22 protein-coding genes and 2 pseudogenes are annotated in these 26216 nt (G+C 64.3%); 12 read left to right on the plus strand and 12 right to left on the minus strand.

The window, feature by feature from the left end:
- The first annotated feature begins 546 nt into the window (after positions 1 to 546).
- The gene (locus tag AB3X99_RS12245) at positions 547 to 1602 is read left to right on the plus strand and encodes a VirK/YbjX family protein (RefSeq protein WP_368617055.1); all 1056 of its coding nucleotides are present in this window, start codon (positions 547 to 549) and stop codon (positions 1600 to 1602) included.
- Positions 1603 to 1717: 115 nt separating this feature from the next.
- On the opposite strand, the gene AB3X99_RS12250 is transcribed toward AB3X99_RS12245, so the two are convergent.
- Positions 1718 to 3961: an NADP-dependent isocitrate dehydrogenase gene (locus AB3X99_RS12250; protein WP_069266784.1), complete on the minus strand. Its 2244-nt coding sequence runs from the start codon at positions 3959 to 3961 to the stop codon at positions 1718 to 1720.
- Between the two features lie 433 nt (positions 3962 to 4394).
- Between AB3X99_RS12250 and AB3X99_RS12255 the strand changes: the two genes are divergently transcribed.
- Positions 4395 to 4811 carry a MarR family winged helix-turn-helix transcriptional regulator gene (locus tag AB3X99_RS12255; RefSeq protein ID WP_069266783.1) on the plus strand — a complete coding sequence of 139 codons (417 nt, stop codon included), beginning with the start codon at positions 4395 to 4397 and terminating at the stop codon, positions 4809 to 4811.
- Between the two features lie 61 nt (positions 4812 to 4872).
- Positions 4873 to 5121 carry a hypothetical protein gene (locus AB3X99_RS12260; protein ID WP_368617056.1) on the plus strand — a complete coding sequence of 83 codons (249 nt, stop codon included), beginning with the start codon at positions 4873 to 4875 and terminating at the stop codon, positions 5119 to 5121.
- A 24-nt stretch (positions 5122 to 5145) separates the two neighbouring features.
- Here AB3X99_RS12260 and AB3X99_RS12265 read toward each other — a convergent pair whose 3' ends face one another.
- Positions 5146 to 5970 (minus strand): alpha/beta hydrolase, encoded by an 825-nt coding sequence (locus AB3X99_RS12265; RefSeq protein ID WP_342947196.1) that lies wholly within the window; start codon positions 5968 to 5970, stop codon positions 5146 to 5148.
- Positions 5971 to 6366: 396 nt separating this feature from the next.
- Here AB3X99_RS12265 and AB3X99_RS12270 point away from each other — a divergent pair.
- Positions 6367 to 7555 (plus strand): annotated as a pseudogene (locus tag AB3X99_RS12270) (sugar transporter).
- 49 nt (positions 7556 to 7604) lie between these two features.
- On the opposite strand, the gene AB3X99_RS12275 reads toward AB3X99_RS12270, so the two are convergent.
- A complete protein-coding gene (locus AB3X99_RS12275; protein ID WP_368617057.1) occupies positions 7605 to 9032 on the minus strand; it encodes a sensor histidine kinase in 1428 nt (475 codons plus the stop codon).
- On the minus strand, positions 9019 to 9684 hold the full coding sequence (locus tag AB3X99_RS12280; protein WP_069266778.1) for a response regulator transcription factor: 666 nt from the start codon (positions 9682 to 9684) through the stop codon (positions 9019 to 9021). Before AB3X99_RS12280 ends, AB3X99_RS12275 begins: the two co-directional genes overlap by 14 nt.
- Before the next feature lie 159 nt (positions 9685 to 9843).
- Between AB3X99_RS12280 and AB3X99_RS12285 the strand changes: the two genes are divergently transcribed.
- From AB3X99_RS12285 to AB3X99_RS12295, 3 genes are all read left to right on the plus strand, one after another.
- Positions 9844 to 10890 carry an ABC transporter substrate-binding protein gene (locus AB3X99_RS12285; protein ID WP_368617331.1) on the plus strand — a complete coding sequence of 349 codons (1047 nt, stop codon included), beginning with the start codon at positions 9844 to 9846 and terminating at the stop codon, positions 10888 to 10890.
- Positions 10891 to 10927: 37 nt separating this feature from the next.
- Positions 10928 to 12238, plus strand: coding sequence for an MFS transporter (locus AB3X99_RS12290; RefSeq protein ID WP_368617058.1), 1311 nt, complete (start codon positions 10928 to 10930; stop codon positions 12236 to 12238).
- Between the two features lie 161 nt (positions 12239 to 12399).
- Complete coding sequence (locus AB3X99_RS12295; protein WP_069266775.1) at positions 12400 to 12744, plus strand: hypothetical protein; 345 nt, start codon at positions 12400 to 12402, stop codon at positions 12742 to 12744.
- Positions 12745 to 12754: 10 nt separating this feature from the next.
- Here AB3X99_RS12295 and AB3X99_RS12300 read toward each other — a convergent pair whose 3' ends face one another.
- The gene (locus AB3X99_RS12300) at positions 12755 to 13129 is read right to left on the minus strand and encodes a hypothetical protein (protein ID WP_256094896.1); all 375 of its coding nucleotides are present in this window, start codon (positions 13127 to 13129) and stop codon (positions 12755 to 12757) included.
- A gap of 82 nt (positions 13130 to 13211) precedes the next feature.
- Positions 13212 to 14120, minus strand: a complete 909-nt coding sequence (locus AB3X99_RS12305; protein ID WP_368617059.1) for a LysR family transcriptional regulator — start codon at positions 14118 to 14120, stop codon at positions 13212 to 13214.
- 77 nt (positions 14121 to 14197) lie between these two features.
- Between AB3X99_RS12305 and AB3X99_RS12310 the strand changes: the two genes are divergently transcribed.
- Positions 14198 to 15499, plus strand: coding sequence for an aspartate aminotransferase family protein (locus AB3X99_RS12310; protein ID WP_368617060.1), 1302 nt, complete (start codon positions 14198 to 14200; stop codon positions 15497 to 15499).
- Positions 15500 to 15517: 18 nt separating this feature from the next.
- On the opposite strand, the gene AB3X99_RS12315 is transcribed toward AB3X99_RS12310, so the two are convergent.
- Entirely contained in the window at positions 15518 to 15985 is a 468-nt protein-coding gene (locus AB3X99_RS12315) for an Lrp/AsnC family transcriptional regulator (RefSeq protein ID WP_368602335.1), read from the minus strand.
- Between the two features lie 115 nt (positions 15986 to 16100).
- Here AB3X99_RS12315 and AB3X99_RS12320 point away from each other — a divergent pair, with 115 nt between their 5' ends.
- Positions 16101 to 16751, plus strand: a complete 651-nt coding sequence (locus tag AB3X99_RS12320) for a LysE family translocator (RefSeq protein WP_368617061.1) — start codon at positions 16101 to 16103, stop codon at positions 16749 to 16751.
- Here the strand turns inward: AB3X99_RS12320 and AB3X99_RS12325 are convergent.
- Positions 16748 to 17410, minus strand: a complete 663-nt coding sequence (locus AB3X99_RS12325) for a gamma-glutamylcyclotransferase (protein ID WP_368602118.1) — start codon at positions 17408 to 17410, stop codon at positions 16748 to 16750. The genes AB3X99_RS12320 and AB3X99_RS12325 overlap by 4 nt on opposite strands.
- 156 nt (positions 17411 to 17566) lie before the next feature.
- Here AB3X99_RS12325 and AB3X99_RS12330 point away from each other — a divergent pair.
- Positions 17567 to 17680: pseudogene (locus AB3X99_RS12330) on the plus strand (GntR family transcriptional regulator); the annotation flags it as partial.
- 50 nt (positions 17681 to 17730) lie between these two features.
- Here AB3X99_RS12330 and AB3X99_RS12335 read toward each other — a convergent pair.
- The 4 genes from AB3X99_RS12335 to AB3X99_RS12350 all read right to left on the minus strand — a co-directional run bounded on the left by AB3X99_RS12335 (position 17731) and on the right by AB3X99_RS12350 (position 23154).
- The gene (locus tag AB3X99_RS12335; RefSeq protein ID WP_368617062.1) at positions 17731 to 18762 is read right to left on the minus strand and encodes an SGNH/GDSL hydrolase family protein; all 1032 of its coding nucleotides are present in this window, start codon (positions 18760 to 18762) and stop codon (positions 17731 to 17733) included.
- A 117-nt stretch (positions 18763 to 18879) separates the two neighbouring features.
- Positions 18880 to 20049: a diguanylate cyclase gene (locus AB3X99_RS12340; protein WP_368617332.1), complete on the minus strand. Its 1170-nt coding sequence runs from the start codon at positions 20047 to 20049 to the stop codon at positions 18880 to 18882.
- 314 nt (positions 20050 to 20363) lie between these two features.
- A complete protein-coding gene (locus AB3X99_RS12345) occupies positions 20364 to 21668 on the minus strand; it encodes an NAD(P)/FAD-dependent oxidoreductase (RefSeq protein WP_069266885.1) in 1305 nt (434 codons plus the stop codon).
- Positions 21669 to 22044: 376 nt separating this feature from the next.
- Positions 22045 to 23154: a purine nucleoside permease gene (locus AB3X99_RS12350; protein ID WP_368617063.1), complete on the minus strand. Its 1110-nt coding sequence runs from the start codon at positions 23152 to 23154 to the stop codon at positions 22045 to 22047.
- Positions 23155 to 23414: 260 nt separating this feature from the next.
- On the opposite strand from AB3X99_RS12350, the gene AB3X99_RS12355 reads away from it, so the two are divergent.
- Entirely contained in the window at positions 23415 to 25334 is a 1920-nt protein-coding gene (locus AB3X99_RS12355) for a potassium transporter Kup (RefSeq protein ID WP_368617064.1), read from the plus strand.
- Between the two features lie 150 nt (positions 25335 to 25484).
- The gene (locus AB3X99_RS12360; protein WP_368617065.1) at positions 25485 to 25994 is read left to right on the plus strand and encodes a DUF1269 domain-containing protein; all 510 of its coding nucleotides are present in this window, start codon (positions 25485 to 25487) and stop codon (positions 25992 to 25994) included.
- The last annotated feature ends 222 nt before the right edge of the window (positions 25995 to 26216 follow it).

Raw genomic sequence — 26216 nt, forward strand, 5'->3', positions numbered from 1 at the left:
ATCAGGCGCGACTCTCATCGTGGCGCGGGGAGTGATCCCCACAACGACGCCGGATAGATTTAGGCAAGCCAACCACAACGTCAACGATCAAGGTTGCAAAAACGGGGGTGACCATAGATTTTTTTTGGCTGGCGCATCACGGATTCGCGGGAAAGGGCCAGGGCGCCGAGGTTCGGTCAAGCCCGGGACTGGACCGTACGTTTGTCTGAAGTTTTCATAACGTTTACGGAAAACTTACCGATCGTGCCCTCGTTTGAAAAATTCTGTAACGCTTCGTAATACTGTGATATGTTTCATGACCTCGACGGCTGGCCGAATCCTCGCAAGAGCGTTCGTACCGGTCGTCGAATGACTGTTACTGTTCCGTGACGTCCCGTGTATCGAAGATCGGTGAGTGAGGCAATTTTTTTTAAGGACTGCGATGTATCTGCGCAGCACATTCCACCCTCCAGCATTCGGATCATCATCGGGCGCAAATCGCAACGCCGTCACGGCTGCATCGGTTGCCTCCGCGTTTGAGCCATTCACGAAAACGGATCGCGGTCAATGACACCGATTCCCGAGTTTTTCCAACTCTTGTCCAGGGCTATTCCTGGGAGGCGTCCCGATGCCCTGTTCCGGAAGGGGCGCGTGCTCATGTACGCACTGCTTCATCCGTTTGCAGCTCGCGTCTGGTTGAGTGCGCTGGCGGCAAACTCCCTGCTTGCCGAGATTGTCGTCCGTAATCGTCGCTATCTTGAACGCCCCTTTCGCCGCTTCGTCCAGGCGGACATGCGTGCCTGCGCGCGTGCCGAGCTACTGTGCGGACATTTTCGGGTCGTACGGGAACGCTTCGGCGACCATCTGGTGCGCAGCCTCTACCTGAATTCGGAAGACGTGACCTTGGCGTCGAGCGGAAGGTACGCCATCGTCGTGAGCGAGCCGGTACGTTGTTGGCGCGAAGGGTTGCTGAGCGTCGCCTGGCGCGACGTGGTCGATCGCGTCGATCTTGCGTGGGCGACAATCAGTTTCGAGTGGCACGCCGAAGCGGGGAAAATCGGGGCGCTTATCGGCGGCCTGCAAGGACCTTCCGGCGCGGCCAGGGAGCGGGTGCGTGAGGCCACGCGCGAATGCCATGGATTGCGGCCCAAGGCTGCTGTCATGGAGGCTGTCTGCGAATTGTCCAGGATGGCAGGGGTGGACGTGCTGACTGGCGTGACGAAGAAGACGCACGTTACCGACTCCAGGCGGGCTCAGATACACGCGGACTATGATGGCTTCTGGCAGGAATTGGGTGGCGTCGAACGCAATGGGCGATATGTACTGCCGCTTCGCCTGCATCACCGCGACGTCAGCGAGGTTCCGTCGAACCGGCGTGCTGCATTCCGCAGGCGACAGACGCTGATTGCAGATTTACTCGCGCAGATCCCTCGGGCGATGGATGCTGGCCTGATTGAAGAGGTCATGCCGCCGCATCTGGGTCAACCAGATTCGAACAAGCAACTGCTGGATCTTGCTGTGGCTCTGGCAACCGATCGTTGCGACCTGGAGCCGGGCCCTGCTCTCGGAGAGAGCGATCCGACGCGGGACGATCGGCCAGTCGAGCAGAAACTCGCCGCCTGATATCGGCCGTCACAATCAACCGGGCAAAAAAAATCGAGCCTCCCACAGTAGTGTGGGAGGCTCGATTCGTTTGGTGGCACGTCCCCCGCGCAATGCACGGGGCGGGGTCCATCCCTTACTTCGCAGCGGCTGCGAGTACGGCGTTGAACGTCGCGCTCGGGCGCATGACTTCAGCGAGCTTCGCGAAGTCAGGCTTGTAGTAGCCGCCGATATCGACCGGCTTGCCCTGAACCGCGGCCAGCTCGCCCACGATCTTCTGCTCGTTCTCGGCCAATGCCTTCGCCAGCGGCGCGAAGTGTGCCGCGAGTTCCGCGTCATCCTTCTGTGCGGCCAGCTCTTGCGCCCAGTACATCGAGAGATAGAACTGGCTGCCGCGGTTGTCCAGCTCGCCGGTCTTCGGCGACGGGCCCTTGTTGTTGTCGAGCAGCTTGCCGGTGGCGGCGTCGAGCGTCTTCGCGAGCAGCTTGGCACGCGCGTTGTTCGTCTTGATGCCGAGGTCTTCCAGCGAAACGGCCAGCGCAAGGAATTCGCCGAGCGAGTCCCAGCGCAGGTGGTCTTCCTGAACCAGCTGCTGCACGTGCTTCGGAGCCGAGCCGCCGGCGCCCGTTTCGTACATGCCGCCGCCCGCCATCAGCGGAACGATCGAGAGCATCTTCGCCGAGGTGCCCAGTTCCATGATCGGGAACAGGTCGGTGAGGTAGTCGCGCAGGATGTTGCCCGTGACCGAGATCGTGTCCAGGCCGCGGATCACGCGCTCGAGCGTGTAACGCATCGCGCGGACTTGCGACATGATCTGGATGTCGAGGCCGGTCAGATCGTAATCCTTCAGGTACGTTTCGACCTTCTTGATCACTTCGTTTTCGTGCGGACGGTACGGGTCGAGCCAGAACACGGCCGGCGTGTTCGAGTTCTTTGCGCGCGTGACGGCAAGCTTGACCCAGTCGCGGATCGGCTCGTCCTTCACGAGGCACATACGCCAGATGTCGCCTTGCTCGACGGGCTGCGTGAGCGCTTCGAGCACTTCGCCCGTGGCGTTGTCGACGATGCGCGCCGTGCCATCCTGCGGGATTTCGAACGTCTTGTCGTGCGAACCGTACTCTTCAGCCTTCTGCGCCATCAGGCCGACGTTCGGCACCGTGCCCATCGTGCGCGGGTCGAATGCGCCGTTGGTCTTGCAGAAGTTGATGATTTCCTGGTAGATGCGCGCGAACGTGCTTTCCGGAATCAGACACTTCGTGTCGGCCGGGCGGCCGTCGGCGCCCCACATCTTGCCGCCTGCGCGGATCATCGCGGGCATCGAAGCGTCGACGATCACGTCGTTCGGTGCGTGCAGGTTCGAGATGCCCTTGGCCGAGTCGACCATGGCGAGCGCCGGACGGTGCTCGTGGCATGCGTGCATGTCGCGGATGACTTCTTCGCGCTGCGATTCCGGCAGCTTTTCGATCTTCGTGTAGAGATCGACGAGGCCGTTGTTCACGTTCACGCCGAGTTCTTCGAAGAGCTTGGCGTGCTTGGCGAACGCGTCCTTGTAGAACACGCGCACGGCGTGGCCGAACACGATGGGGTGCGAAACCTTCATCATGGTCGCCTTCACGTGCAGCGAGAGCATGACGCCGGTCTTGCGCGCGTCTTCCATCTGGTCTTCGTAGAAGGCCAGCAGGTGCTTCTTGCTCATGAACATGCTGTCGACGATTTCGCCGGCTTGCAGCTTGACCTTCGGCTTGAGCACGATGGTTTCGCCGGCCTTCGTCACGAGCTCCATGCGGACTTCGCGGTCCTTGTCGTTCGTGATCGACTTTTCGCCGTGGTAGAAGTCGCCGTGCTTCATGTGCGCGACGTGGGTGCGCGAAGCCATGCTCCACTCGCCCATGCTGTGCGGGTGCTTCTTCGCGTAGTTCTTGACCGCGAGCGGTGCGCGGCGGTCCGAGTTGCCTTCGCGCAGCACCGGGTTCACAGCCGAGCCGAGGCACTTCGAATAGCGCTTCTGGATAGCCTTTTCTTCGTCGGTCTTCGGATCTTCGGGGAAGTCGGGGACCTTGTAGCCCTTGCCCTGGAGTTCCTTGATCGCGGCGACGAGCTGCGGCACCGATGCGCTGATGTTCGGCAGCTTGATGATGTTCGTTTCCGGCAACTGCGTGAGACGGCCCAATTCGGCCAGATTGTCCGGCACGCGCTGTTCTTCCGTGAGGAATTCCGGGAACTCGCCGAGGATACGGCCCGCAACGGAGATATCGCTGGTCTCGACGTTCACGCCGGCCGGCGCAGCGAAGGTGCGGATGATCGGCAGAAACGCGCTGGTGGCGAGCAGCGGCGCTTCATCGGTCAGGGTATAGATGATGGTGGGTTGCTGGGTACTCATCGGCTTCTTGGCGGGGTTCAAAAACGGGGTGATAACACCACCGGCTGCGCGCAGTCGGCGAAACACCTGGATTTTGCCTCAATTTGCAGCGGGCTGGGGACCTGGCGTGCCTATATTTCATATCGTGGAAAGCACTTGCGCAATGTTAATTGACCAGAAAGTCGGCGCGTTTGCCTTGATCGGCCGGCCCTGCGCCGAAAACGTTTCCGCGCCGGAGCCCCGTTCTATAAGGCTTTGCAAGGTGAGACCGACGATTCGGAGATGGCTCTCCGGTTTTGTGGATCGTACCCTTGATTGACTGTCAAGCTGGTAAAGACCCTTGTGAAAAGAGAAGTGAATCGGGGAGTCTTATATAAGAATTTTGTCCTGCGGGCCTCGCCGAAGTCTCTGAAAACGGTTGCCTTGCTAATCAATTCGTGGTTTCATTGCTGCCATGTTCGATCACTGCCTTTACTTCAATTCGTCGGCGCTCGCGCGGTTGGTCGAGCGCGAGTGGAGTGCCGCTTATGCGCCGTTCGGCCTCACGCCCGCGCAAGGCTTCGTGCTGCGCGTCGTGCTGGCGAAGCCCGGGTGCCTCGCGAGCGATGTCGCACAAACGCTCGGCATCGCGCGGCCCACTGCGACTCGCCTCGTCGACAACCTGTGCGAGAAGGACTTGCTCGAGCGCCGCCAGGGCGAGGCCGATGGCCGCGAATGGGGACTCTTTCCCACGGCGGGCGGCACGGCGCTCGACGGCCCGATCAACGGCGCGAGCGCCGACGTGGCGCGGCGCCTGCGTGCGCAAGTCGGCCCGGACCTCTTCGAGTCCACGGTCGCCGGCATGCGCAAGATACGCAAGGGCCTTGCATAAGGCGTTCGCGCCTTTTTTAAACCTCGAATAATTGTCTTGCTAATTAATAAGGAGAAGGGCAATGAGCGAAGCGGCGCTAAAAGGGACAGGGGAAGAAGCCTGGCGTTGGGCAATCGGCGTGACGATCGCCGCGCTGGCAGTGGGTGGCGTGGTGGCGGCGATTCTCGTGATGCCGTGCGCCGTGGAGGCGAACAACCGCGCGTGCATAACGGCCTACGCCAACGATCTGCACGCGGATCTCGCGGCGTTCGCGCAAGACCCGGCGTGGCAGGCGCAATACGTCGAGGCAATCACGGCGTGCTCGCGTTGAACGGGCACGCCGCGCGCCGCGACGTTACTTGCGGTTCAGGAACGCGAGCAGGTCGGCGTTGACCTGCCCGGCCATCGTCGTACACATGCCGTGCGGGCCGCCCGGGTAAATCTTGAGCGTCGCGTCCTTGACGATCTTCGCGGAGAGCTTGCCCGCGTCGTCTATCGGCACGATCTGGTCGTCGTCGCCGTGCAGGATCAGCGTGGGCACATCGATCTTCTTGAGATCTTCCGTGTAGTCGACCTCGGAGAACTCATGCACGCAGTCATGCAGCGCGAGGATGCCGCCCCACATGCCCTGCTGCCAGAACGAGTCGATCACGCCCTGCGAGACCTTCGCGCCGCTGCGGTTGTAGCCGTAGAACGGCACGGCCAGGTCCTTGAAGAACTGTGAGCGGTCGTCGATCACGCCCTTGCGGATGCCGTCGAACACATCCTTGGGCAGACCGCCCGGATTCTTCTCGCTCTTGATCATGATGGGCGGCACCGCGCCGATCAGCACCGCGCCCGAGACGCGCTTCGTGCCGTGGCGGCCGATGTAGCGCGCGACTTCGCCGCCGCCCGTGGAATGGCCAACGAGCGTGGCGTCCTGCACATCGAGCTTGTCGAGCAGGTCGGCCAGATCGTCGGCCCAGGTGTCCATGTCGTTGCCCTTGGCGGGCTGATCGGAGCGGCCGTGGCCGCGGCGGTCATGCGCGATCGTGCGAAAGCCGTTTTGCACCAGAAAGAGCATTTGAGCGTCCCAGGCGTCGGCGGTAAGCGGCCAGCCGTGGGAGAACACGACGGGCTTGCCGCTGCCCCAGTCCTTGTAATAGATCGACGTGCCATCGCGGGTGGTGAAGGTGCTCATGGAAACTCTCCAGTTTCTTTTACAGCATCACAAAGCAGGCAGACGCCGACGCATTGGCGCGCGGTCGCGCTTCGCGCGGCGGTTCGTGGCGGCGTCCAGGGATGGGCAATGCGGGTGGAACGTGCCGGTGCCTGCGCATCACGCAACGAGGCAGGGAGGACACGTGGGCCAGTATAGAGAGAACCTATGCGCGATGACGTGAAGTTGCGCGCGCCTCGCTCGTGCCGGCAACGATCACATGCGTGTCGTTGGCGCGGCAATCGGGCTTCCTGGCGGGTTGGCCAGTCTGGTCTAGTCTTCTTCCGTCGTCCACCGCACCGACGCGCTGCACCGTTTGAAACTGCGTCGAACGGCGATACGCGATAATCGCTCTTTATCGACTCCCGCCTGACTCGTATGTCGACGCCTGAACCGGTCGCTTCCGGCCAATCCTGGTGGGGCGTGCTCGTCCTGGCGCTTTCGGCCTTCATTTTCAACACGACCGAATTCGTGCCGGTTGCGTTGCTCAGCGCCATTGGCGACAGCCTGCACATGAAGCCGACCGACGTCGGCCTCATGCTGACGATCTACGCGTGGACGGTGGCCGTGGCGTCGCTGCCCTTGATGCTGCTGACACGCAACGTCGAACGCCGCAAGCTGCTGACCTGGATATTCGCGCTCTTCGTCGTCAGCCACATCGTGACCGGCGTGGCGTGGAACTTCACGGTGCTGATGGTGGGCCGAATCGGCATTGCCTTTGCACACGCCATCTTCTGGTCGATTTCCGTCTCGCTGGTGGTGAGGCTCGCGCCGCCCGGCAACAAGAGCCGGGCGCTCGCCATGCTCGGCATGGGAACCTCGATCGCCATGGTGGCGGGCATTCCGCTTGGGCGCGTGATCGGCGAGACGCTCGGCTGGCGGCAGACCTTCTTCGTCATTGCGGGCGCGGCGGCGTTTGCGCTACTCATGCTGCGCGTGATGCTGCCCTTGCTGCCGAGCCAGCAAACGGGCTCGTTCAGCAGCGTGCCCGTGCTGTTCAGAAAGCCGATGCTGGCCTCGCTATCTGCTCACGATACTCGTCGTGACCGCGCACTTCACGTCGTACACGTATATCGAGCCGTTCATTCACTCCGTGGGCCACGAAAGCAGTCAACGCATCACCTATATCCTGATTCTGTTCGGCAGTGCCGGTATTCCCGCGGCCATTTTCTTTAACCGGCTTTATCCGCGCGATCCGGCTCAGTTCCTCCAGGTGGCTGTGATCGCCGTGTGTGCGTGCCTGCTCGTGCAGTTTCCCGCCGTGCTGAGCATCATCACGTTGTCCGTTCACACGCTGGTGTGGGGCGGCGCGATCGTTTCCTTCGGCCTTGCCATGCAGGCATGGGTGCTCAAGCTCGCGCCCGAGGCCGCGGACCTCGCGGTCTCGATCTATTCCGGCCTCTATAACGTGGGAATCGGCGCGGGCGCGCTGCTCGGCAACCATATTGCCAATGGCTTCGGCGTGTCGTGGCTCGGCAGTTTCGGCGGCGTGGTGGGTGGTCTTGGGGCTGGAGTATGCTGGTTCGCATTGCGCATGTATGCGCGGGCGCATCCATCCGCGCACTGATACACCGCGTGCGGCGACGAACTCGCGCGCCAACGCTTTCGCGAGGCGTTCACAGTGGCGTCACGGACGGCGTCTCGCCTTCTACGGGAGGAAACGTCAGCTCCACGGCAAAGCCGCCGCCGGCGGGAAACGCAAAGTTCACGCGCCCGCCGTGTGCCTTCATCACCGCCTGCACGATGGCGAGCCCGAGGCCCGAGCCCGTCGTGCGCTCCGCGCCTTCCTGGCCGATGCGCTCGAACGGACGCAACGCGGCGTCCCAGTGTTCGCGTGCGATGCCTTGACCGTTGTCGGTCACGGTTAGCGTGACGGCCTCCGGCGAGGTGCTCACGGTGACGACGATATCGTCCGCCTTGCCGTGCAGCAGCGCGTTGTGCAGCACGTTCGACAGCGCTTCCTGCAGGCTCACGGGGTCGCCCGCGATCCAAACCTGCGGCGCGCTGCTTTCGAATGCCACTTTCACGTCGCGTTCGTCGGCGAGCGGAATGGTGCGGCCCAACACTTCTCTGGCAAGCTTCGCGAGGTCCACGCGCTGCAACGGGACCACTTCCGTGCGATGAATCACCATCGCGTGATTGAGCAACTGGCCGGTGAGCCGGCCCACGTCCGAGCAGGTGGCGCGCAATGCTTCGAGCCGCGCGGCATGGCGCGCGGGATCGGACTCGGTGCTGAGCAATTCGATCTGCGCGTCGAGCCGCGCGATCGGCGTGCGCATCTGGTGCGCGGCGTCGGCGATAAAGCGCTGCATGGCTGTCATGCGTTCGGCGAGCCGGCCGATCAGCCCGTTGATGGCGCCGATCAGCGCGTTGATTTCGCTCGGCGTGTCGTGCGCCACGGGCCGCAGGTCGGCCGGGTCGCGCGCGGCGATGATCTGCTCGATCTGCGCAAGCGGACGCAAGCCGCGCCGGATCGCAAGGCCGCTCGCGCCGATGGCGAGCACGCTCATCAGCAAAATGAGCGTCCAGACCTTGAGGCTCATGTCGTTCGTGAGTTGCTGGCGGGCATGGGTGGTCTGCGCGACCGTGACGAGGGCCCAGCCGGGCGGCCGCGCGTCCGGCATGTAGCGCCCGATGGTCGCCGTGCGCACGCGCTCTCCCTGGTAGCGGGCGTTCGCGAATGTCGGACCCTGGTGCGCGTTCATCGCGCTCTTCGTATCGGCCGGACCGGGAAGATCGCCATAGCCCGCGACGACGAGGCCGCGCGCGTCGACCACTTTGTAGTAGACGACGTCATAGCGCGAGAGCGTGGAGAGCGCGGCCACCGGCGGATTGAGCGCGAGCACGCCGCCCTGCACGTAGAGGTTTTCGGCGACCTGGATGGTTGCGCCTGCAAGCAGCTGATCGTAGGCGCGCTCGGATGCGACGCCCGCGTAATAGCGCGCGATGCCCGCGAGCGCCGCAGCGCCCGACGCCACGACGAGCGCGATGAAGAGCAGCGTGCGCCCGAGCAGCGTTTTCGGGAACCAGTCAAAGCGCGGCAATTTGATATCCCATGCCGCGCGCCGTGCGGATTTCGACCGAACTGCCCTGCAGCTTCTTGCGCACGCGCGTGACGTATTGTTCGACGGCGTTCGCGCTCGGCTCGTTGCCGTAGCTGAACAACTGATTCAGCAGTTCTTCTTTCGGGAAGATGCGTTGCGGACGGCTGGCGAGGATTTCGAGCAGCGCGAACTCCTGGCGCGAAAGCGAAAGCGGTTTGCCGTCGAGTTCGGCAAGCCGGCTGCTGCGGTCGATGGCGAGACCGCCCAGCTTCACCACATCGTTCGCGTGCCCGCTGTTGCGGCGCAGGAGCGCCTGCACGCGCGCTTCGAGTTCGCGGTAGTCGAACGGTTTGACGAGGTAGTCGTCGGCGCCGAGGCCGAGGCCGCTCACGCGGTCGTCGATGGCCGAGCGTGCGGTGAGCAGCAGCACCGGCGTGGTCGAGCCCGACGCACGCAGATGGCGCAGAATCTCGAAGCCGTCCATGGCGGGAAGCATTACGTCGAGCACGACCAGATCGAAACGCTCGACGCCGAGCAGGCTGTTCGCCGTCGCGCCGTTCGCTTCGAGGTCCACCGCGTGACCGAGGCGCGTGAGGCGGCTGCGGACCGCCGCGCCGATTTCCGCGTCGTCCTCTACCACCAGAATGCGCATGATGCCGTTCCTGCCGAAATCTTCATGGGTGCGATTGCGGGTTTTCCCCGAGGTCTACTCTGTGTGTTTCTCAGCATTTTCTCAGACTCGCCCGGTAATCTCGCGAACCATGGAAGATAGCGCGACGTGATTACGACACGAACCAACGGAGACGGCAAGATGCGCGTGAAGTCGCCGCGGCCTTCACCGCGTCGGCGCGCGCTCGTTGCGGCCGGGCTTGGCGCGGCTGCCGTTGCCGCGGGGCTCGCGCCTGCCTGGGTCCGGGCCACACCGCGCACGGTGCGCATTTCCAAGGGCTATGGCCTGCTGTATCTGCCGCTGCTCGTGATGGAAAAGGCGCGCCTGTTCGAGCGCCATGCGGGCCGCCAGGGGCTCGCGGACGTGAGCGTGGAGTGGGTGAGGCTCGACGGCGGCAATTCGGTCGACGACGCCATGATGGCCGGCACGCTCGACTTCGCCGCCGTGGGCGCGCCCGGCTTCATCGAACTGTGGGCGCGGGCGCGCGGCATACCGAACGTCGAGGTGATCGGCATCAGCGGCCTTTCGGCCACGGCGCTCTCGCTCAACACGAACCGGCCGCAAATTGCGACGCTGCGCGACTTCACGGCCGCCGACCGCATTGCGGTGCCCGGTATTCGCACCTCGCTTTCGGCCGTGGTGCTGCAAATGGTGGCGAGCAAGCTGCTGGGGCCTCAGCACTTCGCGCAGCTCGATTCGATCACCGTCGGCTTGCCGCATCCGCAGGCCATGCAGTCGCTGATCCGGCGCGAGGGCGGCATCACCGCGCATTTCGCGTCGCCGCCATTTTCGACGCTCGAATTGCAGCAGCCTGGCATCCACCGCGTGGTCAATTCGGTCGACGTGCTCGGGCCGCTCACGCTCGACGTGGTGTTCGCGCCCAAGCGCCTCGTCGATACCGAGCCTGCGCTGGCAAAGGCGTTCCTTCACGCGCTCGACGAGGCGAACCGGATGATTGCGCAGGACAAGGCGGCCGCGGCGCAGATCTATGTCGATTCGTCGGGCTTCGGCGCGTCGCGCGAGCACGTGGTGCAGACGCTCTGCGCGCCGGAGTCGCGCTTTTCGGTCTGGCCGGAGCAGTTGATGGAGTACGTCGATTTTCTGTACATGGTGGGCACGATCAAGGCGAAGCCGCGCACATGGAACGACATGTTCGTGGCGATGCTCGGGGATTTCCGTCCGTCCTAGACATACGCATAGACACAAATAAACGTAGGAGAACAGAGTGAATACAGACTCAACCGTCGATCAACCATCCGTCGAAGAGCGGTATGTCATGTCGAAGATCGCGCGCCGCCTCATGCCGATCCTCGTCGTGATGTTTCTGATTTCGTTCATCGACCGCCAAAACGTCGGCTTCGCGAAGCTGCAGATGGTGCACAGCCTCAACATGACCGAAACGGCGTTCGGCCTTGCGTCGTCGCTGTTCTTCATCGGTTACCTGCTGTTCGAAGTGCCCAGCACGCTCGCGCTGCACCGCTTCGGCGCGCGCGTGTGGCTCGCGCGCATCATGCTCACCTGGGGCGTGATCACGGTGCTGATGGGCTTCACCACCTCGATGCAGGTGTTCTGCGGCCTGCGCCTCGCGCTGGGCGTCGCCGAAGCCGGCTTCTATCCCGGCGTGATCTACTACCTCACGCTGTGGTTTCCGCAAAGCTATCGTGCGCGTGTGCTCGGCATCTTCACGCTGGGCAGCGCGCTCGCCAATATGCTGGGCTCGCTCGTGGGCGGCTGGCTGCTGAGTCTCAATGGCGTATGGGGCCTCGCCGGCTGGCAGTGGGTGTTCATCGCCACGGGCCTGCCCGCCGTGCTGGTCGGCATCGCCGTGTTCAGGCTGCTGCCGGCGTCGTACCAGGAAGCGCGCTTTCTGCACGATCGCGAAAAGCAGATCGTGGCGGCCGCGCACGAGCGGGAGAAGCCCGAGCACGCCGAACACTCGCAGCCCTGGAAGGCGCTGCTCGATCCGCGCGTGATGCTGTTCGCGGCAACCTATATGCTGATGTCGACGTCGCTCTACGGCGTGACCTACTGGCTGCCCACGCTCGTGAAGTCGTTTGGCGTGTCGAGCAGCGTGAACGGGCTGTTGAGCATGCTGCCGTGGGCGCTGGCAGTGCTGCTGCTGCTGTGGCTGCCGTCGAAGCTGCGCCGCGCGAAAAGCATTCTGCGCGCGATGGCGATCGTCGCGGCGCTAGGCACGCTGGGTTTCCTGCTGAGTCTCCTGCTGCCTTCCACACCGCTGCGCTTCATCGCGCTCGTGTTCGGCGGCGCGTGCATTCCGCTGCTGTATCCGTGCTTCTGGTCGATGCCGCCGCGCTACTTCACCGGCGCGCGGGCTGCGGCGAGCGTGGCGGCGATCAACTCGATCGGCAATCTCGGCGGCTTCTTCGGCCAGAACCTCATGCCGCTCGCGGGCAAGCTCACCGGTACCGCGTTCGGGCCGATGATCGTGCCGATCGTGTGCCTCGCCGTGCTCGGTCTGGGCGTCGTGGTGGCGTGGGGACGTTCCGGGCGCGCCATCGAGGGCGTGCCGGCTTGACCCGGGCCGCTCGTCGCGTTCATCGGGCCGGAAAGGGATCGCGATTGTATTTCTCGCCGTAACAGTGAATTCAATCTATGAGCATAGACTTTCGATAGGGCAACCCTAAAATCCACTGTCATATGTGAGCGTATTGCGACGCTCGATCATGAGAGGGATTCATGCAGCAGATTTTCAAGGGGACGGCCAGACTTGCGGACGTGGCAAGCCGGTCCTGGCCCAGGGTCGCCGTATCGCTGGTCGCCGCGTGCACGGTGCTGGCGGGTTGCGCGTCGGCCAGCGACGTCACCACGGCGGACAAGTCGGGCACGTTCGTCGTTTCGGCGTCCGCAACGGGCGGCCGACTCGCGTGGGCCCGCGCCCACAAGCGCGCGGTGAGCGAAGCGAACGACTACTGCGAGAGCCGCGGCATGCAGACGAGTCTCGGCATGGAGCACACCGAAGGCATCGAGGCGCTGCAGCAGCAGGCCTCCGTCATCCGCTTCGAATGTCATCCCAAGCTTTGAGGCCCGCGCCTCAGCGAATCACGAACGTTTCCCTGCGAGCCCCGTACCACTTCGTGACTTCGGAGTGCGCGGTCAATCTGGATGACTTCAGAATCGGGCTCGTGACGCGATACAGCCGGTCCGGGTCGGGCCCATACATGTAGAGATAGCCGTCGTTGCCGTCGATGTGAATTTCGGTTTCGCCGAGTTCGCCGGCATCGGCGCGCTTGATGGCGCCAGCCAGCCGCTGTTCGAGCGCATGAATCTGCGGGCGGTCTTTCGGGTAGTAGTCGAAATGGACCATCATGGCCGGCCCCGGCGGCTTCTGCGCCGGTTGTGCGGCGGCGCTCCCCGCGGCGAGTGCGATGCCCAGCAGCGTGGCGAGTGTTTTCCGGATTTTCGACATGGGGATGGCGTCCGCGAGCGAAGCTGCGATGTTCGCATAACGAAGGGGCGGCGTGGGGCGGCGGTGCCTCGCGGCGGTGCGCTCACAACAGCGGCAGCGTGAGCCGAATGTGCTCGGCGAACGCCGCCGTGAGGAGCGACGGCCGCTTGCGTCCGTACTTGATCGTAATGCCCACGGCCGGCAAGGGCGGCAGCGCGGGATCGCCATTGAGTATCGCCAGATCCGCCGGAACGGCCGTTTGCGTCATGACGGCGAAGGCCTGGCCCGAACGCACGAGCGCGGTGAGACCGGCGAGGCTGCTGCTCGCATACGCGACGCGGTAGGCGCGGCCCATCCTCTCCAACGCTTCACAGGCTGCGATGTGATCGAGGGTGTCCGGATCGGAGAGTGCGAGCGGCAGCGGATCGACATGGGCGGAATCGAGTCCGGGCGAGCCGATCCAGACCAGCTGCTCGCGGCGAATGATCTCGTCGTGCGGGCCGCTTGCGTTGGCGGACCCGATGGCGGTCAAATGCAGCGATACCAGGGCGAGATCGACCGCACGCTTGTCGAGCTGTTCGAGAAGGCGCGGCGTGGGAACGCATACGACTTCCACGAGCGCATTCGGATGCTGGCCCGAAAACCGGCGCAGCAAGGAGGGCAGAAATACGGCCGCATAGTCGTCCGGGCAGCCGAAGCGCAGGGTGCCCGACAAGCCCGTGCCGCACAGGTCGGCCATGGCCTCGTCGTGCAGGCGCAGAATGCGCTGGGCGTGCACCAGCAGGCGCTCGCCGGGGCTCGTCAGCGCAACGCCGCGGCCGGTGCGCTGAAACAACGGCTGATCGACGATCTCCTCGAGCCGCTTGATCTGCTGACTCAGCGCCGACTGGGTGCGGCCCACGCGTTCGGCCGCGCGGCTTATCGAGCGCACCTCGGCGATAACCGCGAACGAACGCAGCAGATCGATTTCCAGCGGTCGGCTCACGATATTAGCCTCTCTTCTAGCTTGCATAAGAACTATTCGATTCTATAAAACCAGAGCGCCGCCTAGACTGCAAGGAAAACCCGCTACCCGACGAGGAGAAGCCCGTGTCCAGGAACGACGACGAACAGTTTTGGCGCAACGCGAGACAGCATCTGATCCGCTATGGCGGCACGTTCGAGCCGATGATCATCGAGCGCGCCCAGGGCAGCTTCGTCTACGACGCGGACGACCGGCCGATTCTCGACTTCACTTCGGGACAGATGAGCGCGGTGCTCGGTCACAGCCACCCGGAAATCGTCTCGGTCATCAACGAATACGCGAGCAGGCTGGACCACCTGTTCAGCGGCATGCTCTCGCGGCCCGTGGTCGAACTGGCCACGCGTCTCGCCGACGTCACGCCCGACGGGCTCGACCGGGCGCTGCTGCTGAGCACCGGCGCGGAGTCGAACGAGGCCGCCATCCGCATGGCGAAGCTCGTCACGGGCAAATTCGAAATCGTGGGCTTTGCGCAGTCGTGGCACGGCATGACGGGCGGCGCGGCTTCGGCCACCTATAGCGCAGGGCGCAAGGGCGTCGGCCCCGCAGCGGTGGGCTCCTATGCGATTCCCGCGCCGTTCACGTACCGGCCGCGCTTCGAGCGCAACGGGCAATACGATTACCTCGCGGAACTCGACTACGCGTTCGATCTCATCGACCGCCAGTCGAGCGGCAATCTCGCGGCCTTCATCGCGGAGCCGATCCTGAGTTCGGGCGGCATCATCGAACTGCCGCCCGGCTATATGGCCGCGCTCAAGCGCAAATGCGAAGAGCGCGGCATGCTGCTGATTCTGGACGAGGCGCAAACGGGCGTCGGGCGCACCGGCACGATGTTCGCGTGCGAGCACGACGGCGTGACGCCCGACATTCTCACGCTATCGAAAACACTCGGCGCCGGATTGCCGCTCGCGGCCGTGGTCACGTCCGCGCAGATCGAGGAAGCCGCGCACGAACGGGGCTTCCTGTTCTACACGACGCATGTGTCCGATCCGCTTCCTGCTGCGGTCGGCCTGCGGGTGCTGGACGTCGTGGCGCGCGACGGACTCGTTGCGCGCGCAAATATCATGGGCGGGCGTTTGAGGCGCGGGCTGCTGGATCTGATGGAGCGCTTCGAATGCATCGGCGACATTCGGGGGCGCGGGCTGCTGCTCGGCCTCGAGATCGTCAAGGACCGCCGCACGAAGGAGCCCGCCGACGGCCTTGGCGCGAAAATCACGCGCGAGTGCATGAAGCTCGGGCTCAGCATGAACATCGTGCAGTTGCCGGGCATGGGCGGCGTGTTTCGCATTGCACCGCCGCTGACCGTGAGCGAGCAGGAGATCGATCTCGGCGTGGAGTTGCTGGGGCAGGCGATCGAGCGCTCCCTCTGAGGACCAGGGTCGTCGCGGCTAGGCCTTGCCGCGCGACCCGGCCGTGCTCACTTGAGGCTTCGCGAGCGCACGTGCGGCGAGCGGCGTGGACATGACGATGGACGTGCGCGTCTCGCCGTAGAGATTGATGCGCTGGATCAGGCGCTCCAGGTCGGCCACGCTCGTCGCGACGAGGCGAATGACATAGGAGTCCGCACCGGTCACGTGATGGCATTCGAGCACCTCGGCAATCGTGCCGAGCAGCTTGAGAAACTTCGCTTTCGCGGATTGGGGCACCGTGATGCCGATCAGGGCCGAGATCGGATAGCCGGCGGCGGCCGGATTCACGCGCGCCGTGTAGCCTTCGATCACGCCGGCCTCTTCGAGACGTCTCACGCGCTCCGTGACCGCAGGCACCGAGAGATGCACCTGGCGCGCAAGCTCGGTGTAGGTCATGCGGCCGTTTTCCTGCAGCAGCGCCAGTACTTTCCAGTCCAGATCGTCCATCATGGCGAAATGTTTAAGGTGAAAGGCCGATTTTCCCTTAAATCCCGGCTTCTGCGGATACTCTTCGCGGTCTACGATAGTCCCCTATAGAACACGCATTGCGGAGAGAGGAGACATGTTGTTCGTCAAAGCCGTGGCGATGGGGTTTTGCATCGCCGCACCGGTCGGGGCCATCGGCATGCTGTGCATCCAGCGCAGCCTGAGCCGCGGTTTTTACTCCGGCTTCGCAACCGGCATTGGCGCTGCGTGCGCCGATGCGTTTTATGGCTTGCTCGGCGCGCTCGGCGTGGCCGGTATCGTCACGGCGCTGCCGATGCTGACGGTGGTGTTGAAGGCGGCGGGCGGGGCATTTCTGGTGTGGATGGCGTGGACCATCGCACGCGCGTCGTCGACCGCGCCGGCCGCCGTACAGGAGACGCAGCGCAGCCCTGTCGCGCGGGATTTCCTCACGACGTTTGCACTGACGCTCTCGAACCCTCTGACCATTTTTTCGTTCATTGCCGCGTTTGCCTCGCTCGGGCCATTACCGCCCATGCCAGGCGAGCAGGGGGCGCCGGGAGGGTTTTCGATGGCGCTGATGGCGACTATGGTGACGGGCGTGTTCGCGGGCTCGGCCGTGTGGTGGCTGTTCCTGAGCGGCGTGACGTCCGCGTTGCGTACGAAGCTGCCACTCGCGTTCACGCGGGGCATCTCCCTTTTTTCCGCCGTGGCGATTGCCGCGTTTGGCGTGGTTCAGATGGTGACCGGTCTCGTGCGGCTCGCTTAAGACGTCGTTTCGAAACGTTCGAGGGCTTGCGCCACTTCCTCGATGTAGGCGTCCGTCATTGCGCAGTCCGCGAGCGCCCGCCTGAGCTGGAACACATATTCCGCGTTGCTGCCGAGCGGCCCATGCGCTTGGGCTATCGCACGCGCGGCAGTCGCGGGGCTCGAATCAGCCTCGTATTGTCGCGGGCAGGTGTTCGCCACGAAGGCGAGGGCGTGCCGCGTCTCGCCCGTCGTGAGCGTCACCGAGGTCCAGGCAGGCGTGTAGGCGCCCGTCAGCATCTCGCGGGTCCAGAGGATGTGCAACTCTTCGTCGAGCGTGGCCGCATCGAGCCGCAGCACCACGCCTTGGGTATGGCCGCCGCGCTCCAGCGCGAGCATGCGGCCGGGGCACTGCGGCGTGCCGCGCCCGCCGAACAGGCGGATGCAAAAGCTCCTGCGCCAGCCGTGCAGCGTGGCGTGCGCGCGCCGGTCGAAGTGCGAGAGCGGATTCCACATGAGCGAACCGTAGCCGAACACCCAGACCTCTTCGCCGGCGGGGCGCTTCGCCATCGTTTCGGCGAGCGACTGGGCGATCTGGGCTTGCGTCCAGAGAATTTCCGGCGGGAGATGGCTGAAACTCTCGAGAAACGCGCCGGAGCGAATGGCGTCCCTGTTTAGCATGGCGTTGACGGGTCGGTGGAGGCTACGTGACCAAGTATGCGGTCGGCGCGGGTGGGGATAAAGTGGCTGGAGCGCGATGCTGCGTTCAACTGAGGGCGACAATCGGGGCGGGGCGCTCTTGTCCCCTCCGCACTTCCCCCAGGATCGCGCCGCCAGGCGCGTGCGGGTTATGAAGTGCTGCTCGCGTTGAGCGACTATAGCGCGTCGAACGAAGAGCGCCTGCTCGATACGGTATTGAGCCGCCGCCCCGAAGGCGTGCTGCTAACGGGACTACGCAAGCGGCCGCGCTCATGCCCGGCGCGGTCGCTTGAATCCAGCGCTCAATGCCCCAGACCGCTCGCCGCGATCTGCTGCTCGACGTACTGCGCGAACAGCGAATGCGTGTGCGTGGTCGGGTGAAGGTCGTCGGCGAACATATAGGTTTGGTCCGCATGGGCCGAGACGTAGGTGACGGGCGAGCAGAGCAGCGAGGTGTTGTCCGGCGTTTTCGAAGGGTCGCACGCCTGGGCCGTGTTGGACACGGTAAACCCGTTCGTCTGGAAGTTCGCGACGAGCTGCGTGATCCAGGTGTAGGAATCGATTTCGATGACCTTGCCTTGCAGGCCATCCGTCTGCAACGCGCTGTTCAATGTCGAGTTGAAGAGCTGCGATAGCTGGGTCAGGTTCGCGCCGCCGTCGGCCGAGGAGATGCCCTTGGGCGAGAGGCCGACGTTCGGCACGTTGATCACCACGACATGTGTGGCGCCGGCCTGCACGATCTGCCCGACGACTTGTGCGAGCGTCGTGGCGGCAGTCTGCACGACGGTATTGGCTGTCGGCGGGTTGCCGGCGCGCAGCACGTCGTTCGCGCCTGCCCAGACCAGCACGAGCTGACCGGAGTTGAAGGTGCCGTGAGCGGAGATATAGCTCGACACCTGCTGATTGACCGGCATTTCGATGTTGCCGATCACGTCCGAGAGGAAGTCGTACTGGTTCGCGGGCGTGGCGACCGTCGAGCCGCCCTCTGCGTAGCCGAAGCCGCCTTGCGCGCTCAGCTTGTGATCGAGGCCGACCGTGTATGCGGCGTTCAGGGTGTCCCCATAATATTGCGCGACGTCCTGGGACCAGACCTGACCGGGGTTGGTCGTGAACCGCCCGCCGCCTGCGGCGCTCGCAAGCGGCGCGTAGGTCCCGACGTCGGAAAGACTGTCGCCGAACGAGACGACTTGCAGCTTGACGCCGCCAGCCGGCGTGCTCGTGCCGGGGTTCGAGCCGCCACCGCCTCCTCCGCCACCGCCGCCGCCGCAAGCCGCGAGCAGGAAAATCAGTCCGGCGGAAATTGCCACCCGGATCCGGGTATCGATCGTTGCCATTGTGCCCCCTTACCGCTTGACGCGATTGCACCCGCGACCGGATAGGGCGGGCCTAAGTGGGCTAGCAAAAACAATGCGCGCAGCCTACAAATAGCTGACTGGAAGGCGCGTGAGGCGTTACAGAGCCAGCATTTCGAGCCGGTTGCCGCCCAGCGCCTTCGCGCTGTAGAGCGCGGCGTCGGCGGCAGCCAGCAGCTCGGAGAGCGTGGACGCTTCCTGACCATGTTGCGCCAGGCCGATGCTCACCGTGGCGCGTATGGCGATGCCATCGACCTTGTTCATGGGTGTTTGAGCGAAACGCCTGGCGATCGCTTCGCCCACCGCTTTGGCGCGCACGCGGTCATGGCCTGGCAGCAGGGCGGCGAACTCTTCACCGCCTATGCGCGCGAGGATCGCCTCGGGTCCCACGGCGCTGCGGGCAATGTCCGCGAACGTCTTGAGGACTTCGTCGCCGGTCTTGTGGCCGTAGCGATCGTTGATGGTCTTGAAGTGGTCGAGATCGAAGGCAAGCAGCGAAACCGGCTGACGCGCCCCGGGCTGACGCGTCCCGATCTCGTTCATCACGCGCTCGCCTTCTTCGAAGAAGCAGCGGCGGTTGCCAAGGCGGGTCAGGTAGTCCGTTTGAGACTCGCGCAACAACTGCCCATGCGTTTCTTCGCGTACCAGCTTGATCAGGGCCATGGGCAGAATGATCGAATACAGCACGCCTTCATACATCGTGATCTTGCTGACGAGCGCGACGAAGCCGCCCCCATAGCGGCTGCCCAGCAACGGCAGGACAAACGTCCTGAACACGTAAAAGAGTGCGTGGACTCCGGTGACGAACGTCGCGACGTGGCGCGATTGGCCCCCTTTCATGCCGTCGCCGCGCAGCAGCTCGCGCGAGGTCATGGCGCTCACCAGTGCAATAGGAAACGCGCTCGCGTAGTACCACATGGCCTGCGGATGCCGTGCGCCCCATGTGGCCCATGTCAGTGCGATCAACGCGAGCAGGGCGAACGAGGCCGCCCGGTAGTGCCGCCCGTTCAGCGTCGCGACGCCATGCAGGACCAGCAGATAGCCGGCCATCATGACGAGGTTGCTCAGAGCGGCGCCCCAAACCCCTGGCAGATCGGCGCGCACGAGCACCGCGGCGCAGCCGGCTGCGAGGGTCGCGTAGCCCCCGGCCAGGACCCGCAATGCCTTGCTGCGCGCGGGATGCGTACGATGCTCCCAGAGCGTCATCAGGGAACTGGCTAGCAGGGTCCCGATCAGGAGGAAGTAGATGGTAAGTAGATCGACGTGCATCGCTGGCGTGAGGCTTCTACACCGGTACATCGCGGCGAACGCGCATTTTACGCCGAAACTTAATAGTGCGATGCCCGGTCCCTGATTGTCCGTTACGTGCCCCTGGCGGTGCCCCAGCGGCTTCACGCGTCGCGCCACGCCTCGATGCGTTCTGTATCGAGCCCGAACGGGTCGAGCGCGCGTGTGACTTGCGCAGGAGTGCGATCGAGTTTTTTGTTGTGCTGTGAGTGCTTTGGCCTTTTCTTGTGTTCGCGGCATACCGACGTGAAAACAAGGAAAGGCCAAAACAGAAAAAGGCGAAAAAACCAAAAAGGCTAAGGATAATCCTGCATGGCAAGCCAATGCCGAATCATCCTTGCCTGATCGGCATCGAGCGACTTGAGCACCTGCTCAGCGGGCTCCCGCCGCAACGCCTCAACCACCGGCGCCAGCGCAGCATCGCAAAGATGCCATATTCCAAGCGGCTGGTCCGGACTAGCGACCACATCCGCTTCGGCAATCATGCCGCCATCAATCACGGGCGCACGCCCCACATTCAACTCGTTGAAATCCGCGCTCACATGCGCGGGACGGTCGTCAGGCCATGCCCCACGCGTTTGCCAGAATGGCTGCGTAGTCCACCGCTGTTCGAGCGCGTAGACATCGCGCCCGGTGCGCGCGAAGCGCATGAACAACTGCTCGATGCGCTGCTGATGAAAGCGCAGCGCGAGCGGCGCACGCTCGGGCCGTGCGAGTAGCGTATGGATCACCGCGGGCGCCTGCAACGCGGAGGTCAGCGACTGGAACACGCCGTTGCCCGCGAGTGGATCGACGGCCATGGCTGCATCGCCCACGCGCAGCCAGTTGTGCCCGCCAGTACGGCCGCACAGCGTGGCAGTGCTGCTGCGCGCGTAGAGGCGCGCGTCGGTCGCGGCGTCGCCCGCGAAGAAGTCGCTGGCAAGCGGCGAATGCCGCATGCGCTCGCAAAACGTGAGCAGTTCATCGCGCTGCGGCAGTTCGGGGTTCGTGACGTCCAGCGTCAATTGCCAGTAGCAGCGGCCGTCGCCCAGGCGCGCCATCCATGCCCATCCGCCAGGCAGGCTTTCCACCGCAGTGGCTGATGCGCCCCCGCGGCCCTTCCATACGTTCAGCAGGCTCACGGTTTGCGGGCCGCGCGTGGCGTCGCGCAATAGCGGCGCGAGGCGCCCGCGCGCTTCGACCAGAAAGTCCGCGCGTAGCGTGAGCGGTCCGTCGGCGGTTTCGATCATGAGATCGTGACCCGCCGATGAGGAATGCAGCGAGCGCACATTCGCCTCGATCACGTCCACGCCCGCGCTGCACAGGTCCTCGCGCAGGGCCGCATCGAATACGCGCCGGTCCACGAGAAATTCTGCGTCGAGCGTTTGCAACGCGCCGTTCCAGAGCGTGGTGCGCACGCACGGTCCTTCGCCGCAACTGGCTGCGCGATGCAGGCCCGCACGGCGCAGCGCTTCGATTGCACGTGCCGACAAGGCTTCGGCCGCGTCGAAGCGGCGCCAGTCGCTTACCACCTCCACGCGATAATCGAGCCCCGCGAGCGCACGCGCAACGGCTGCGCCCGCTGGCCCCGCGCCAAGCACGACGATGCTGGCGGCATTCATGACGCGCGCGCTCGCGAAGGCACACACGCGTGTACGCTCGCAAACATGATGTGCGTGGCGGCATGAAGGTGAGGGAGGTAACCGTGCATGCTGTCCCCCGTGGAATCATGGCGCATCGCTTTGCGACCCCTGCGCTGCGCTCGAAAGGAGTGAAACCTAATCTGGCATAGATGCCGCGATAAAGCTATCCGGTCAAAGGAGGATTTCAGTAGCGGAAATCCCGCATTCCGATGCGCAATGCGTATGAACGATCGTGCGCTGTAATTGCTTTGCGAATTGGCGATGCATGCCGGATAGCGACACGCATTGATCGTCTGTATTCCTCACAAGGATGCTTCGGCGTAACGAGGCAAAGCGGGGCAGCGCGTGGTTGTGGCTAGCGCGGCGGCGCTGCGGACGTATTTGCAGGAATGCCATCCTGCCATGCGCTCCAGTGCGCGACGATGGTCTGAACGAGAGGATGTCCCGCGCGATAGAGATTTTCCAACGCGATGGCGAAGCCGCCCTGGCTCGCATAGTTAAGCAGATTCGCCGCGTTCGATTCTCCTGCATACGGACGATCGAAGTCCGAGCCCGCGCGCAGCACGGCCACACGATCGAGGTCCACGCGTTGCGCATGCGCAGCGCGGCTCAGTGCTTCGAACGTGGCGTTGTCCTCCTGCTGCGTCATGCAGTAAACGCCTTGGCCGCCCGTCAACTGGCGCGTGAATTCGCTCGCCCTCGCGCCGAGCGCCTTGCCTGACCACCAGGTATCGTCGGCGACCGAATCGCAGCGGATCACCGTAGGCGGCCGGTTCGCGGGAGCGTAAGCATATTTCGCGCGCGCGGCCTGGGCCTGCGCGCTATCGGCGAGCGTCACGTTGCGCGAGATCGCCCAGGCGGCCGAGGTGAGCCGCGGATTCAAGTGGAACACTTCGGTGCGGTAATCGAGTGCGGGCTTGTCGTCAGGGCCTTTCGTATTGATGCCGAGATAGCCGGTGCGCCAGCCGCGCGGGCGGCCGTCGCCGTCGATCTCCCACTGCAGGCCGAAATCGACGAGCCAGTCCGACCAGGCCGCCGAGCCGATCGTGCCGTGCCCGGGGTTCACACCCGCAATGCCCGCGATGAGGAAGTAGGTCTTGCGCAGGTCGAACTGCGGCGCGAAGGCGAGGGCCATCATCGAAGCGGCGGCATTCGCATGGCCCATGCCGGTCGTCATCACGCAGACATCGTCGGCATTGCATTGCACAGCGGGATAGTCGGGCGAGAGGCCCGCGATTGTCACGGACTCCCAGGGACCGAGGCGCTCGAGCCAAGTCTTCGCTTCGGGTGCGGACATCGTCACGATCATGACTTTCACCGGGCGTCCGTGTGCGGCGGCGCCCGCTTGTGCGAAGGCCGCGGGTTGCGCAGAAAGCGTTCCGGTGTTCTGTTGCCCTGGACGTGGCTGCGATGCACAGGCAGCGAGCGCCAGCGCGGCGCAGAGGAACGTGAGGCGGGTTCGCATTGCGCAACTCCTTTTCCTTATACGCGTAACAGGCGGCACGATTGATCGGGCGAATGTTCAGGAAAATACGCTCGACTATGACAGTTTTGCGAAGACGCGGCGCCTCGCACGGCGCTGTTGCCCTTGTGCGCCACGCAAAGCGCATTTTCGCGCCAAGTTCCTATACTTCGACTAACGCGCCCAACGAGGCAGCCTCGCCAACACGAAGCGACAAGGCCGCGCGGCCCCCGGCCCGCATGCGGCAGCATCAGGAGGGAGACATGGGACAATCCGCATCCGCGGCGCACGGGCACCTTGGCGACTCCGGCCCGCATCGTCCGGCGCTTCCCGCGCTCGCGCTGGCCGCGCTCGGCGTGGTCTACGGCGACATCGGCACGAGCCCGCTCTACACGCTCGCCACCGTGTTCGATCCCGGCAACGGCCTTGCCGTCAATGCTTTCAACATCGTAGGTATCGTCTCGCTGATTTTCTGGTCGCTCATGATCGTCGTTTCGCTCAAGTACGTCGCGCTCATCCTGCGCGCGAACAATCACGGCGAGGGCGGCATCATGGCGCTGCTCGCACTCGCGGCTTCCTCGGTGGCGTCACGGCCGCATCTGCATGCCACGCTGCTCGTGATCGGCGTGATGGGCGCGGCGCTCTTCTTCGGTGACAGCGTGATCACGCCGGCCATCTCGGTGCTGAGCGCCGTAGAAGGCCTCGAAGTGGCCGAGCCCGGGCTCAAGACCTACGTGATTCCGGTGACGCTTACGGCGATCATCGTCCTGTTCGTCACGCAAAAGCACGGCACGGGTGGCATCGGCGCCGTGTTCGGTCCGGTGATGGTGCTGTGGTTCATCGTGATCGCTGCGGCGGGTGTGGCTAACATCGCCTCCGCGCCGGCCGTGCTGTTCGCGCTCGATCCGCGCGAGGGCATCGCGTTTTGCCTGCATCACCGCTGGCTCGCCTTCGTCGCGCTAGGCGCGGTCGTGCTCTCGCTTACGGGCGCCGAAGCGCTCTATGCCGACATGGGCCACTTCGGCAAGCAGCCTATTCGCCTCACGTGGTTCGGCCTGGTGTTTCCCGCGCTCGCGCTCAATTACCTCGGGCAGGGTGCGCTGCTGCTGGCCAACCCAGGCGCCGTGCAAAACCCGTTCTACCGGCTTTTCCCGCAATGGTCGATCGTGCCGATGATCGTGCTTGCGACCGTCGCCACCGTCATCGCTTCGCAGGCCGTGATTTCGGGCACGTATTCCATGGCGATGCAGGCCATGCAACTCTCCTTCCTGCCGCGCATGAATATCGTGCACACCTCGGAGCGCGAAATCGGGCAGATCTACGTGCCCGGCATCAACTGGATCCTGCTCGTCGCCGTGGTCGCGGCGGTGGTGGGCTTCCGTTCGTCGACGGCGCTTGGCTCCGCTTACGGCATCGCCGTGACAGGCACCATGCTTATCACGACATTCCTCACGTTCTTCGTCGTGCGTTACGCGTGGCACTACAACTGGCTGCTGTGCGTGTTCGCCACGGCGTTCTTCTTCGTGATCGACGCCATGTTCTTCTCGGCCAACCTGCTCAAGATCGTGGACGGCGGCTGGTTCCCGCTCGTGATCGGCGCACTGATGTTCACGGTCATGGCGACCTGGGGCAAGGGCTGGGAAATGATGGCGGCCGAGGCGCGCGTGCGCGCCGGCAAGAAGCCCCTCAAGCCTTATCTCGCGACGCTGCTCGAGAGCTCCCCGGTGCGCGTGGGCGGCACGGCGATCTTCCTCACGCCGAACGCCGACGCGGTACCGCACGCGCTCGTCAACAACTTGCGGCACAACCGGGTGTTGCACGAACGCGTAGTATTCCTGAGCGTGAAAACGAAGGACGTGCCATGGGTGGCCGAGAGCGAGCGCGTGATGGTCGAACTGCTATGTCCGGGCTGCTACTGCGTCGTCATCAATTACGGATTCAAGGACGAGGTGGACTTGCCATGCACGCTCGCCGCCTACAAGTCCGCGGATTTGACGTTCGATCTCGACGAGACGTCGTGGTTCCTCAGCCGCGCCGTGGTGGTGCCGAAGCGCGGCCATGGCATGTCGCTCTGGCGTGAGCGCCTTTTCGCGGTGATGCTGCACAACGTCGGGAATATCGCCGCGTTCTTCAAGCTTCCAGCCAATCGTGTGATCGAGGTCGGTGCACGCGTCGAGATCTAGGCGGCTCGACGCGCCTGGGTTGTGGCGCAAACGCGTGGCAGGCTGTCGCGCTGACGGAAACTCAGGCGTAGGATGATCGGAATCGCATCGTGGTCATGTGGCAGCGAGCCGGTTGCAAGCGGCTCGCCGCATGACCGAAGGAGGGCCATCATGAGACGCCTCTATTTCCTCGCTCCCGACACCACCACGGCGCAGGCGATCGTCGACGATCTGCTGCGCGCGCGCATCACGTGGCGTCATATCCATGTGCTCGCCAATCATAGTGTGGGGCTCGAGCGCTTGCCCGAGGCCTCGCTGCTGCAGCGCAGCGACGTCGTGCATGCGCTGGAGCGCGGCGTGATGTTCGGCGCGGCGACCGGCGCCGTCGTCGGTCTCGTCGCGCTGATGTTTCCGCCCGCGAATTTCGATATCACGGGCGGGGTCGTCGTCGCGCTGACCCTCGCGGGAATGATATTCGGCGCGTGGGTGGCCGGCATGATCGGCGTGGACGAACCGAATACCCGGCTCGCGCGTTTTAATAGGCCGATCGAGGACGGCCAACTGCTGGTCATGGCCGATGTGCCCGGCTCGCGCGAAGCGGAGATCGAGGCGAACATCGCGCAGCACGTTCCGCGCGCCGATGTGGAAGGCGCGGAAGCGACGACGCCCATCTTCCCCTGAAAGCGCCGGGGCTTGAGTGCGAATCACGGCAACGGGGCAGGCGTGAGCGTTTGCCCCGCCGCTTGTCGTCCAATCGCGCCCCATTCCATCTGCCTAGTCGTGCCTTTTTAGGGCCGTAGCGCTGAACCGCTGACCGCCCAGGTTGAGCCGCGCCGCCCGCGCGACGCCCACGCCCGGCGCCCGCCGCCGGGCCCGCCATTCCCTCGCCAAATCCGCATTTTG

The organism is Paraburkholderia sp. BR10882, from assembly GCF_040948855.1.
GTDB lineage: Bacteria > Pseudomonadota > Gammaproteobacteria > Burkholderiales > Burkholderiaceae > Paraburkholderia > Paraburkholderia nodosa_A.